Annotated in this window: 7 protein-coding genes; 1 reads left to right on the forward strand and 6 read right to left on the reverse strand. The window is 72.0% G+C overall.

Annotated elements, in window-relative coordinates; genetic code table 11:
* Nucleotide 1 precedes the first annotated feature (1 nt).
* The 4 genes from I4J89_RS28830 to I4J89_RS28845 all read right to left on the reverse strand — a co-directional run bounded on the left by I4J89_RS28830 (nt 2) and on the right by I4J89_RS28845 (nt 4,720).
* A complete protein-coding gene (locus tag I4J89_RS28830) occupies nt 2-1,333 on the reverse strand; it encodes an ABC transporter substrate-binding protein (RefSeq protein ID WP_196417242.1) in 1,332 nt (443 codons plus the stop codon).
* 21 nt (nt 1,334-1,354) lie between these two features.
* Entirely contained in the window at nt 1,355-2,869 is a 1,515-nt protein-coding gene (gene arfA, locus I4J89_RS28835) for an arabinosylfuranosidase ArfA (protein WP_196417243.1), read from the reverse strand.
* A 95-nt stretch (nt 2,870-2,964) separates the two neighbouring features.
* Nucleotides 2,965-4,014 (reverse strand): LacI family DNA-binding transcriptional regulator, encoded by a 1,050-nt coding sequence (locus I4J89_RS28840; RefSeq protein WP_196417244.1) that lies wholly within the window; start codon nt 4,012-4,014, stop codon nt 2,965-2,967.
* A 97-nt stretch (nt 4,015-4,111) separates the two neighbouring features.
* Entirely contained in the window at nt 4,112-4,720 is a 609-nt protein-coding gene (locus I4J89_RS28845; RefSeq protein ID WP_196417245.1) for a hypothetical protein, read from the reverse strand.
* Between the two features lie 191 nt (nt 4,721-4,911).
* On the opposite strand from I4J89_RS28845, the gene I4J89_RS28850 reads away from it, so the two are divergent.
* The gene (locus tag I4J89_RS28850; RefSeq protein ID WP_196417246.1) at nt 4,912-8,364 is read left to right on the forward strand and encodes a caspase family protein; all 3,453 of its coding nucleotides are present in this window, start codon (nt 4,912-4,914) and stop codon (nt 8,362-8,364) included.
* Here I4J89_RS28850 and I4J89_RS28855 read toward each other — a convergent pair.
* Both I4J89_RS28855 and I4J89_RS28860 read right to left on the reverse strand, forming a co-directional pair.
* A complete protein-coding gene (locus tag I4J89_RS28855; RefSeq protein WP_196417247.1) occupies nt 8,342-11,572 on the reverse strand; it encodes a DUF7379 domain-containing protein in 3,231 nt (1,076 codons plus the stop codon). The two genes, I4J89_RS28850 and I4J89_RS28855, sit on opposite strands and share 23 nt — an antisense overlap.
* Before the next feature lie 6 nt (nt 11,573-11,578).
* Nucleotides 11,579-12,979, reverse strand: coding sequence for a lipase/acyltransferase domain-containing protein (locus I4J89_RS28860; RefSeq protein WP_196417248.1), 1,401 nt, complete (start codon nt 12,977-12,979; stop codon nt 11,579-11,581).
* Nucleotides 12,980-13,103 lie beyond the last annotated feature (124 nt).

Below are 13,103 nucleotides of genomic sequence, written 5' to 3' on the forward strand. Positions count from 1 at the left end.
CTCAGGCGCCGTACTTCTTGCGGTTGCCCTCCAGGATCTGGCCCGCCTTGCCGGCCGCGTCGGCGAGCGCCTTGGCCGGCTCCTTGCGCAGCAGGATCGCCTCGTTCACGGCGGTGTCGACGGTGGCCATGGCGTCGGCGATGCCCGGCGTGGCGGGCAGGAACTGCAGGTAGTCGATCTGGGTGCCGATCGCCGCCTGCTCGGTGAGCGCGGTGAACTCGGCGCTGTCGCGGATGTCCTTGCGGGCCGGCACCTGCCCGGCCTTGGCCCACTCGATGGAGTGCTGGCTGATCCAGTTGATGAAGACCTTGCCGGCGGTGAGCTTGTTGTCGTCCTTCGCCTTCTGCTTGAACTGGACGAACTGGTGTGAGCCGGCCCAGGCCGCTTTCTGGGTGCCGATCTGCGGCAGCGGCGCGACACCCCACTGCAGCGCCTTGTCCTCGCGCAGCGTGTTGATCGTCCAGATGCCGTTCCAGTTGAACGCGTTCTTGCCGTTGCGCAGCGCGACCACGTCCGCGTCCTGGGCCACGTTCTTCGGGCTGTAGCCGTTCTTCACCAGGTCGGTCAGCCAGGTGAGCGCCTGCACGCCCGGCTGCTCGGCGAAGAGCGGCGCGGTGCCCTGCTCGTCGAAGAGCTTGCCGCCGTTCTGCCACAGCAGCGTGCTGAACTGCATCTGGCCGGTGAAGGGGAACGGCGTGGCCCAGTGCCCCGCAACGCCCTTGCCCTTCAGCTGGTCCAGCGCGGCCATGTACTCGTCGGCGGTCGCCGGCGGTTTCGCCGGGTCGAGCCCGGCCTTCTCCAGCACGGTCTTGTTGTAGAACAGGCCGAGCGGGTGCACGTCGAGCGGGATGGCGTAACGGGTGTCCCGGTACGTCCCGGCGTTCCACACCGGCGGCGAGAAGTCACCCTCGGTGAGATTCAGGGTCTTCGCCAGGTCGTCCAGCGGCAGGATGACACCCCGCGCGGCGTTGGTGGCGACGTGGTCGACGTGCATGATGCCCAGGTCGGGGCCGTTGCCGGTGGCGACCGCGGCGGGCACCTTCTGGTAGTAGTCGGCCCACTGGTAGACGTTCATCGTCACCTTGATGTTCGGGTGCTCGGTGTTGAACTGGTCGACCAGCTTCTTCATGAACGGACCGTCACCGCCGGTGAAGCCGTTCCAGAACGCGAGCGTCACGTTCGGGCCGCTGTAGCTGGCCGCCGCCGGTCCGGCGTTCTGACCGCCGGTGACCTTGTCGCTGGGCCCGCTGTCCCCGCAGGCGGCGAGCAGGGCGGCGCTTCCCGCGCCGAGGCCGAGACCGAGCAGACCGCGGCGGCTCAGGTGATTATTCATGATCTTCACTTCCTTTGTGCGTCAGGACGAGGGGAGGACGGTGCAGCGGATGGCGTGCCAGGAGATCGGGGGTAGGACCAGGGCCGCGCGGCCGCCGTCGACGGCCGGCGGCGCCAGGCGCCGTGGCACCACCCGGTCCGGCTCGGCGGCGCTGTTGCGCGCGGCCGGATCGGTGTCGGTCACGGTCACCTGCTCGGTGACGGCCAGTCCGCCGAACGCCCGAAGATCAAGATCGAGGGGTACGGGTGACTCGCTGCGATTGACCACGAAGAGCACCAGCTCGTCCCGGTCGGGGTCGTGGACCGCGACGGCGTCGAGGGCGGGTACTTCGCCGTACCGATCGGTGGTCATCGCCGGACCGGTCAGCGCGACCCGCAGCACGGTGCCGTGCGCCAGTGCCGAGGTCAGCGCGAAGGGGTGAAAAATCGTCTGGCGCCAGGCGGCGCCGCCCGGCTCGGTGCGGATCGGAGCGATCACGTTGGCCAGCTGTGCCTGACAGCCGACGGTCAGCCGGTCGGCGTGCCGGAGCATGCTGATCAGCAGGTTGCCGACCACCACCGCGTCGGTGACCGTGTAGTCGTCCTCGATCAGATGCGGCGGTTCCTCGGCGACCGGGCGGTCTTCCGGCTCGGTGAAATCGTTCTGGTACCAGACGTTCCACTCGTCGAGCGAAAGCTTGATCCGCTTGCCGCGGCGCAGCTTGGCCCGGACGTGGTCGGCGGTGGCGAGGACGTCGTCGATGAAACGGTCCAGGTCGACCGCGGAGGCGCGGAAGCTCGCCGGGTCCAGCCGGAGCGGGTCGTAGTAGTTGTGCAGTGAGACGTAGTCGACCTGGTCGTACGCCTGCTCGAGGACAGTGGCCTCCCACGCGGCGAAGGTCGGCATGCCGGAGTTGGAGCTGCCGCAGGCGACCAGCTCGATCGTCGGGTCCACCTTGCGCATGGCCTGGCCGGCGCGGGCGGCGAGGCGGCCGTACTCGTACGCCGTCAGGCTGCCGGTCTGCCACGGACCGTCCATCTCGTTGCCCAGGCACCAGAGCCGGATCCCGTGCGGCGCGCCCACGCCGTGCTTGCGGCGCAGGTCGGCGGCCGCGGTGCCGCCGGGCAGATTGCAGTACTCCACCAGCTCGGCGGCCTCGGCGATCCCGCGGGTGCCCAGGTTGACCGCCATCATCGGCTCGACGCCCGCCTTGCCGGCCCAGTCCATGAACTCGTTGAGGCCGAAGGCGTTCGTCTCGATGGCCCGCCAGGCCAGGTCGAAGCGGCGCGGCCGCTCGCCGACCGGCCCGACACCGTCCTCCCAGCGGTAGCCGGAGACGAAGTTGCCGCCCGGGTAGCGGACCACGCTGACGCCCAGCTCGCGGGTCAGTTCGAGAACGTCGGAACGCATGCCGGCACTGTCGGCGAGCGGATGTCCCGGCTCGTAGATCCCGCCGTAGACGCAGCGGCCCATGTGCTCCACGAACGATCCGAAGATCCGCCGGTTGACGGGCGCCACCGCGAACGCGGGGTCGACGGTGAGACGAGCGGTGACCACGAAGGGGTGCCTCCATCGAACGATGTGACGGACGACACTAGTTGTACAACGTTGTAACCAACGTTGTAAACAGCTCCTCGCCGGTTCGGCGAACTTCAGCGGCGGCGAGCGGCCAGGCGGCCGAGGGTGCTCTCCCGGGGCACCACCCGGTGCTCCACCCGGATTTCCCGGAACGACGGCTCGGCCGCCGCGCCGTCGCCGGTCAGCGGCTGGTCCAGCCGCTCGGCGAGCAGCTCGACCGCCAGCCGGGCGATGCCGGCCGTGTCGGGCGAGACGGTGGTCAGCGTGGGTGTGCTGAACCGGCCCTCCTCGATGTCGTCGAACCCGACGACGGCGACGTCGCCCGGCACCGCGTAGCCGCGGTCGAGCAGGGTCCGGATCGCGCCGAGCGCGAGCAGGTCGTTGAAGCAGAAGACCGCGTCCGGCGGCTCACCGGAGTCCAGCAGCCGCCCCATGGCCGCGGCGCCGTCCGCCCGGTGGAATTCCGCGGCGGGCGCGATCAGGGCCGGATCGACGGTCCGGCCGTGCTGTTCCAGCGCCGCGCGGTAGCCGGCCAGGCGCTGCTGGGCGGAGACCGCGACCGGCCCGTCCTGGGCGCCGATCGCGGCGATCCGGCGCCGGCCGAGCTCGCAGAGATGCCGGGTGGCGTCGGCCGCCGCCGCCGTGTTGTCGACCGCGACGTGGTCGGCCGGCCCGTGCCAGACCCGCTCCCCCAGCAGGACCATCGGCGTGTCCGGGACGTCCACGGCGATCTCGCCGGCGGCCATCGCGAGCGGACTGAAGATCAGGCCGTCGATCAGGTGCCGGCGCAGGCGGCCGGCCAGGTCACGCTCGCGGTCGGCGCGCCCGCCGGTCTGGTCGATCAGGACGGTCCAGTGCCGCTTCTCCGCCGCCTGCACGATCATGCTGGCCAGCTCGGCGAAGTAGGCGGAGCGCAGGTCCGGCAGCGCCAGGGCGATCACGCCGGACCGCCCTCCGCGCAGCTGGCGGGCCGCCACGTTGGGCCGGTAGCCGAGCTCGGCGATGGCGCCCTGCACCCGGGCCCGGGTGTCCGCGGCGACGTGCGCGTAGCCGTTTACAACGTTGGAGACGGTCTTGATCGACACGCCGGCCCGCTTCGCGACGTCCTTCAGCCCCGGCGGCACTCGGCCACTCCCCCGGTGTTCACGCTCACAGCCGCACCCTACCGCACCGAATCGCGGGCTTTACATCGCTGTAAAGCCCGCGTCGCGTCTCCGTCGGTCAGCACACGTCCACTCGGTCGTACATGTCGTTCTGGTCGTCACCCACGTACGGCGCGAAGACCTGGTGGCCCAGACTCAGCTTGAATTTCCAGGAGCCTTCCCAATTGTAGAAAACCGGGTAGGCGGCGGCGGACGTCTGGTTGTCGATGACCGCGCTGATCCGATCGTTCCATTTCGGCCCGGCTGCGGTGCCGACATAGCGGAAATCGGGGAAACTGTAGTGGCCGAGGTTGTAGCTGCCGCAATTGGTGATGCGGAGGACGACTCCGCCGTAAAGACCCGGACCCAGGGCGCCTTCATAAAGACACACATATTTGTACGAACATTGAGCCGTCGTCATGCCGGTGGCCAGCGCCGACACCTCCCCGGCCGCCGGAAGCACCACCTCCACGTTGGGCGCCACGCGCACCGCGTTCGGTGCGATCTGGCGGGCCTTGGGGTTCATCCGGAGGATGTCGGCGACGGTGAAGTCGGATGTGGCGGCACTCGTCGGGGAATCCGACGGAGCCGCGGATGCGGCCGGCGGCACGCCGATACCGACAATCAGCGCCAATGACAATATGCCGAGCAGGAGTCGTTTACGGCCACGGCCGATCGTGATGTTCATCCCCGTTTCCTTCCGTTCTGGTAATCAGACTCGATCACAGTCGATTGTTATGTGTCAATGTCCGGCTGCGGACATTCCGGGGCCGGCCGGCGGCCTGAGCACACCCTGATCGGGTGCTCCGTCGTAGATTCGTCAGCGGCGTCATGCCGTCACGGACTTAGGCTTCTCCTCGGACGAAGCGGGGCGGCACCATGACCATCAACAGCAACAGCCGGCGCCGTGACGCCGGTGACGACGACCTCGGGCTACCTCTGGTCGCGCCGGTGGGTGACCGCTGGGCGGTGGTCGTCGGCATCTCGAGCTATCAGGCCGGGCAGCTGAACCTGGAGTGGGCCCGGCGCGACGCCGACGAGCTGTGCAAGTTGCTGTACACCCCCGAGGGCGGCAACTTCCATCCCGACCGGGTCCGCCTGCTCCTCGACGAGCAGGCCACGACCGGCGCCCTCACCCGTGCCCTGCGCGGCTTCCTGATGGCGGCCCTGCCGGCCGACCTGGTGCTGCTCTACTTCGCCTGCCATGGTGGCCCCGACCCGCGCCGCCCGGCGGGACCGCTCTACCTGTACACCCACGACACCGATCCGGCGGACGTGGCCGGCACCGGTCTGCCCATGGACGACATCGACCGCAGCCTGCGCACGGTGGTGCGGGCCGATCGGGTCGTCATCTGCGTCGACACCTGCCACAGCGGCGGTGTCGGCACCGGCCTGCGCGCCACCGGCCGGGCCGAGGCGACCAACCGCTACCTGGAGGCGCTCGCGAACGCGAAGGGCGGGGTGGCACTGCTGACCTCGGCCGAGGCCAGCGAGGCCGCCGAGGAGGACGCCCGGTGGGGCGGCGGCCACGGCGTCTTCACCCACTTCCTGCTCGACGGCATGCGCGGGGCCGCCGACGGTTACAAGGGCACCCGCGACGGCATCGTCTCCGTCGGGGAGCTGTTCGAATACGTCCGCGACCAGGTGCAGCAGGCCACCGACAACCGGCAGCACCCGAACATCGGCGACACGGCGTTCGACCGCAGCCTCCCGATGGCGGTCACCGCCGAACTCGACGTGGAACAGCACCTGACCCTGGCCCGCGGCCTCTACCAGGTGGGCTGGCAGCTCGACGATCCCGCGCCGTTCCTGCTCGCCGCCCGCCAGTACGCGCTCGCCGCCGACCTGAAGCGGCACCTGCCACCGGCCGACGCCGGCCGTGGCGCGGCCCTGCTCGCCGCCGGGCACACCGCCGAGGCGGCGCAGGTGCTGCGAGCCGTCACCGCGGCCGCACCCGACGAGGTGAGCGCGGAGACCTGGCTGGACCTCGGCATCGCTCAGGCTGAGAACGGCCACCTCCCGGAGGCCGTGCAGGCCTTCCGGGAGTACGCGCGACGGGCACCCCAGGCGGCCGAGACCCCCTGGGCTGTCGCGTACGCCGACTGGCTGGACGGCCGTAATCCGCCGGGCCGCCGCCGCGCTCTCCTGTTCGGAGTGGGCACGATGGCTTCGCAGATCGGGATGTCGCTGCCCGGCGTCGTCGTCGATGTGGCCGCCATGTCCACGACGGCCGTCGCGAAGCTCGGCGTCGCTCCCGCCGACCTGACGGTCCTGGTCGATGACAAGGCGAGCCGCGACGCGGTGCTGACCGCGCTGGCCGGGTTGCGGGACGGTTCGCGACCCGACGACGTCGTCATCGTCTACTTCACCGGCCACGCCGCCGACGGTGGCGGACTGGACGATCCCTACCTGGTCACCGACATCGCCGGCGACCGGCCGATCGGGATCACCGCGCGGGAGCTGATCGACGCGCTCGACCTGCCGGTCCGCGAGGTCGTGCTGATCCTGGACACCCACGTCTCCGCGGCGCTGGTGCAGTACGCCCGCCGGGCACCCGGACCGCTGACCGTCATGATGGCGTGCGGTGTGGGTGACCTCGCCTACGCGGCGCGGATCCGTGGGTCGATGCACGGCCTCTTCTCGCACGCGCTGGTCGAGACGCTGGACCGCGAGGAGGCGCACACATACGGCGATCTCATCGACGACGCCGGCGCCGAGATGGACCGCCTCCAGATCGCTCAGCAGACTCCGCAGCTGATCGGTTCCCGGCGGGCGCGTGCCTTCGACGGGACCTTCCCCGGTGCCGGCCTGTGGCGCGTCTGGCGGCGCCGCGGCCGCACCGAGGACGTCGAGAGGTTGCGGCGCCGCTGCGCCCTGGTCGACGCGCCGTTGGCCGTCTGGGCACTCGGCGTCGCCCTGCTCCGTGGCGGCGACGCCGAGGCGGCACACCGGGAGCTGAGCCGGGCCAGGGAGGCGCTGGGTGATCCGTACCCGCAACTCTGGGCCGACCTCGCCGAGGCCGAACTAAACCGCGGCCGGACCGCCGCCGCGGCCGAAGCGTTGCGTGCGGCCGCGGCCGCGCTGCGAGCGGACGCCGCACCCGCCCGCGCGGGTACGGCCGAGTCCCTCGCCACCGCTCTGGCCGCACTGACCAGCACCGTCGCACCGGCTCCGCGGCTGCTCGCCATCGGCATGGAACCGCACGCCCGCGAGGCGGCCGCGCTGATCGCGGCGGATGTCGCCGCCGTAGCCGGGATAGCGGCAGCCGACGTGACCACCCTGTCCGCGGCCGCCACCGGCCCGGAGTTCCTGAGCGCGCTGCGCGACGTCGCCGCCGGCTCGCAGGAGCGCCAGACCGTGCTCGTCGTCGCCGGTACGGTCCAGTGGCGCGAGAGCGGCGCCGTCCTGCTCACCCCGGACGGCGAGGTCGCGGCCACCGAGGTCGACCAGGCTCTCACCGGTGCGCAGAACCTGATCACCCTGCTCGATCTGCGTGCCGCGTTCGCCCGCTCGGCCACCGGTACCGACGTCGCGCTCCCCGTCGAGATCGGCAAGCGGGCTCTCGCCCTGCCCGGCAGCGTGACGGTCACCGTCTTCGAGGACGAGCTGGCCCGGCCCGTGCAGGAGAGCGCCGAGCTCACCGGTGCGGCCATGCGCACGCTGCTCGCCGCTCTTCCGGGTGCGATGCGCGACCGGCTCAGCTATGAGCAGTGGATCGCGGCGACTCCCCTGCCGGCACCCGCTGCGGTGATCGTCCGGGGTGATCGCGCCGCCCGGCAGGCCTGGGAGGACCGGTCCGTCACGATCGGAGCCTGTCGCGCCCTCGCCGACTTCCGGACGGCCGCCGCGTCCGAGACGGTCCGATGCGCGCGGACGCTGATCGCCGGCCGCGAGGCACAGCACGAGCCGTACCCGGAGGGCTATCTCCAGCTGGGTCTGGCCCTGCAGGTGCGCAACGATCCGGCGGCCGCCCTCGCGGCTCTGCGCAAGGCCTGGAGTCTCTACGACGACGCCGGCGTCCGGCGGGCCGAGCAGGAACGGGATCCGGGGAGCGCCGAGTGGCAGCGGCAGGCCCGTTACCACTTCGGCCGGCTCCAGATGCTGCACGGGGAGGACCTCAACGAGGCGGTCGCGGCGCTGCGGGCCGCGCACCGGCAGGACGGTACGGACCCGCGGGTGCTGCGCGCGCTGGCCCAGGCGATCCGGGCCCTCGTCGAGCGGGAGAGCCTGGTCCACGCCGCCCGGTACCTGATGGACTACGTCAACCGGGGCGCCCCGCTCGGCATGGACGCGGACATGGTCGACTTCCTCAATCAGCGGCGGCGGAGCTGACGGTCAGTGCCGCCGCCACGGCCGCGAGCGCCTGCGGCTCCTGGAAGTAGGTCAGGTGGTCGCAGGGCACCTGCCGGACGACCGCGCCGGGCGTCCGCATGCTGGCCGCACTCACCAGGAGATCTCCGGACTCGTCCGGGGCGGCGCCGAACCGGGCGAGCAGCGGCCGCAACCGCGGCGACGCCTGCCCGGCCACGACGGTGCAGGCCACGCCCGCTTCGCCGGTGCCGGTGGCCGGGTCCGGCTCCAGCCCACCGGTGCCCGGACCGGCCCGCTCCACGATGCCGGCCAGCCCGCCGAGCACCGCGGCCGGGACCGTCTGGTTGAGACCGAGCGCGAGCGCACCCGTGGCCCAGCCGCCCGGCGCCCGCGCCCACAGGGTGCCGGCGTTCGGCACGCCGGTCAGCACCACCCGGCGGGTGACGTCCGCTCCGCCGCCGCGCTCCAGCCACCAGCGGGCGACCAGCGCCCCGATCGAGTGCGCCACCACGTCGAGCCGTCGACCGGCGGAGGCGTTGACGCCGGCCCGCGCCAGCCCGTCGGCGAGCGCTGCGGCGTTCTGTTCGACTGTGGTGCCGACGCTGTCGGCGTCGAAGGCGAGCACGGTGTCGTACGCGTCACCCACCGATTCGCGCAGCCCGGCGAGCACGGTCTCGGTGCCACCGGGGACGGCGTGCACGAGCAGCAGCACCCGGCCGGTGCCGGCCTCGGCGGGCGACAGCCGCGGGCCGGAGCCGGTGCCCAGCCGGTAACCCGCCAGCCGCTGGAAGAAGACCCGTACCTCGTTGCCCGGCAACCGCACCAGGTCGAGCCGGATCTCGCCGTCGGCCGACCGGGTACCCACACCCAGCGGCAGGAAGAGTTCGCCGTCGCGCGCCACGGCGAGCACGAGGTCGTCGTCACCGGCCGGCAACCGCAGACGCAGACGCAGCGGCTGCTGCGGTGTCACCTGGTCCGCCGCGAAGTCGCCGGACACCGCCAGGTGGTCCAGCGCGTCCTCGGTGGCCCGGACCCCGGAGAACGTCACCGCGCTGATCCGGGACTCTCCCGCCGGCAGCGGTGGCGCCACGTCCGGTACGCCGAGCGCGCGCACAGCCTGCTCACTGGTGCCCAGCACGACGCGGGCACCGGCCAGGCCGGGATGCCCCTGGACGGTCATGACATCGGTGTCGCCGTTGCTCAGCCGGGCCTCGCCGGCGCCGGGAACCGTGACCCCGTCGGCGGGCCGTTCGGTGACCAGGGCGACCGTCGTGGTGGTCCACTCCGGTGCTCCGGCCGGCTCTTCGTCGTCGCCGGCGTCGCGGGTCACCACGCGGTCACCGATGCGATCCAGCACGCTGCGCCGGCCCGGACCCCGGGTGGCCGGGCCGCGGGTGACGACCTCGTCGAGGTTGGGCAGGGCGTACGCGTCCGGCTCGAACCGCTGCTCGGCGGCGATCAGCTTGAGCCAGTCCCGGACCTGGGTGCCGCCGGCCTCGATGCGTTTCTGAGGCAGCCCGATGTCGATGGGCCGGCCGTGGAAGGCCACCGCCGACCCGCCGGCCGGGATACGGGTGACCGGCAGCAGTTTGCCGTGGCAGCGGAAGCTGTCGGTGAGATCGAGCAGGGCGCAGTACAGGTCACGGTCGCTGCGGTTGTGCACGTGCACGAAGACGTACGGTTTCGTCCAGCCGGCGCCGGTGCGGCGATAGCCGAGGCGGATCACGCCGCCGGGGTCCAGGGGCAGCGGCTCCCGCTCGCCCGGCCGGGGCGGCTCCTCCCCCTTCTCGGCCGGCACGATCTCCAGCTCCACCTGGCCGGCGATCGCCGACCCGGGATTGTCCAGCTCCTTGATCAGGTGCCAGCGGGCCAGGTGCTCCAGCCGGCGCGCCACGGTACGGGCACCCGCCTCGTCGGCGTTCACCGCCGAGGTCAGCGGGGTCGCGTCGGCGCGGGCGACGGTCAGCCGGCCGGCTTCCGCCACGACCAGGAACCGCTGACCGTGGCCGTTGGCCGCCTCGCGGACGTGCGGGGAGTCGCGCAGCGCGGCGCGGACCAGCTCGACACCCCGGGGCTCACCGCGCAGCTCCACGGTGGCCGGTGGCAGCGGCACGTCCACCACGACCGCGGGGTAGCGGCGGGCGGGATCGGGCTGCCAGTCGCCGTCGGCCTGCACCTGGGAGCGGGCCGGATCGGCGCGGGTCACGCGTACTTGTCCCAGTGGCTGATCACCGCCGGCCGGATCCGGCGGGAGCACCGCGAGCACGGTGGTCTCCGTGCCCTGGGGCGCGACGACGCCGTGCACCGTACCGGCGTCGATCCACCAGCCGTCCCGGTCGTGTTCGAGGGTGACGCCCGAGCGAGGTGCCTGCACCGTGCCGCCGAGCACCACCTGGTCCAGGTCGTCGGGTTCGGTCGCGTAGCTCACCGGGCTCTGGTCACCGACGCGGTTGCGGACCCGGTTGGTGGCGGCACCGAGCAACTGCCGGTAGGTGGCGCCGGGCCCGAGCAGGGTGAGTGCTTCCACCAGCGCGGACGAGAAGACGCCACGACTGCCGCCGTCCTCGCCGTACTCGATCTCCTTGGAAAGCTGGTGCGACTCGCAGGCCGACAGCGCCACGTGCCGCCCGAGGCCGGCGATCGGCCGCGCCGCGGCATCGCGGGCGCGCAGCACCGCTTCGCGCACCGCCGGGAGGTAGGTATCGACCGCGCGCACCTGCGCGGCCGGCGGCGCCATCCGCACCCGCACGCCGGCGGGCAAACCCTGCGGGGTACGGGTCCCGCCGCCCGAATGGCAGCAGTCGAGGACCACGAGCACGTGCGGGCCACGGGCGGACACCTCGTCCAGCAGGACGCTGAGTTCCTTGTCGGCCAGGTCCGGTACGCCGGGCCGGCGGCTGTCGGCGCACACCAGCGTCTGGTTCCGCCCGGTCGGCTCCAGGAACCAGAAGCGGTCCTCCACCCGCTCGAACGAGCCGTGCCCGGCGAAGAAGAACACCGCGACGTCACCGGCCGCGGCCTTGCCCAGGTGCGAAGAGAACGCGTCGGTGATCCGCGCGCGGGTGGCCTGCTGGTCGAAGAACGGCAGCACGCTGAGCGAGCCCGCCGGCACCCGGCCCTTCAGGAAGGTCCAGAACGCCTTCGCGTCGTCGACGCAGCCGGCCAGGGTGTCCAGCCGGCCCTGGTAGTCGTTGATCCCGACGAGCAGGGCGTAGACGGTCCCGGGCATGGCCGGTCAGTCCGCTTCGGCGTCGTCGGCGACCAGGAACACGCCGTGCACCGGCTGCACCGAGCCGGCGTACTCGCCGAGTGCCGAGACCTCGATGCGATAGGTCCCCGCCTCCAGCGGCGGCAGGTCGAGAGCGTGCCGCAGGTCGTCGGTCCGGGTCAGCGGCAGCGGGCCGGCCGCGCGGCGCCCCCGGCCGAGGTCGGCGACCGTGGCGATCAGGTCGACGCGCCGCACGCCGGCGGTCACCGCCACGGAGATCTCCTCGCCGGCGGCGTACAGGTCGTCGACGTCCAGGCGCAGCCCGCCGCGGGCGTCGCGGAAGCGCTCCTGGCGCCGCACCGGGTTGAGCAGCCCGAGCAGCTGGGTCTGCACGGACAGCCCGTTCTGCAGCGAGGCGTGCCGCTCCGGCGCGTAGACGCACGGGTCGGGGCTGCGGCCGTCCAGCTCGATCGGGGTGGCGGACACCCGCGGCACGGTGCCGTCGCCGTCCAGGTCCTCCCCCTCGTAGCTGTCCAGCAGTTGCAGGCCGCCGGCAAGCCGGGCGGACTGCGAGGTCGACTGGGTGAGACCGACGACCGGATGGATCCGGTACGGGTCGGCGACCGACCGGGCCGCCACCGCCTTCTCGATCGCCCGGTGGAAGTCGTGCTCGGCGCGGTGCGCGCGATCCCGGTCGAGGTGCGGCACGCCGGTCGACTCGGCGACCCGGGTCAGCTTGCCGTCGCCGGCGTCGACGCAGGGGTAGATCGGCAGTAGCTGGTACACCGACGTGAACGAGCGCAGCAGCGAGGACAGGTCGGCCACCTTGAACGGGCCGATCTTCTTGGTGAACCCGTTGGCGACGAAGTTCAGGGCGTTGAGTGAACCTCGGTACGGCGTACCGAAAGTGATCAGCATGCGGGTGTCCTTCCACCCGTCCATGCATTCCAGGAAGTAGCGGGCGACCAGCCCGCCCATCGAGTGCCCGATCAGAACCAGCTTCGCGTCCGGGTTCTGTTTGCGCTGCTCGTGGAGCGCCGGTCCAGCCGTCGCGGCGAGCTTGCGCGCCGCGACCCGGTTGTCGCGCCGCCAGTCATACGGCAGTTCGAGGTACGTCCGGCCGGGCACCACGTCGAACGTGCTCGTGATCATCGCGGAGATGCCGGAGTAGCCGTCGATGCCCCACAGTCCGGGGATCAGGTGCACGTCCGGGACCAGGCGGGTGGCGACCACCCCGTCGCCCAGGTCGTCCTGGTCGACCGGGTCCCGCTCCAGCATCAGCTCCTTGACGCTGCGCCCGAGGCTGCGCACCCCGTTCAGAACGGCTCCGCCGGACGGCGCCCACACGTCCTTGCCGTCGCGCTGCAGCACGCTGCCCGTGATACCCGGCAGCAGAACGATCACGTCCCCGAACCTCTGGCGCGCCATCTCCCACTCCCTCACCACCGGTCGCGGTCCTCGGACACCGCGATGGTTCGTCCGGATCTTCCCGCAGGTCAAGGGGGTCGGCGACAAGTCGACAGTAGGATTTCCACCGGTACCGCGGCGAGCC

Origin of the sequence: Actinoplanes aureus, assembly GCF_015704865.1 — a bacterium.
Classification (GTDB): domain Bacteria; phylum Actinomycetota; class Actinomycetes; order Mycobacteriales; family Micromonosporaceae; genus Actinoplanes; species Actinoplanes aureus.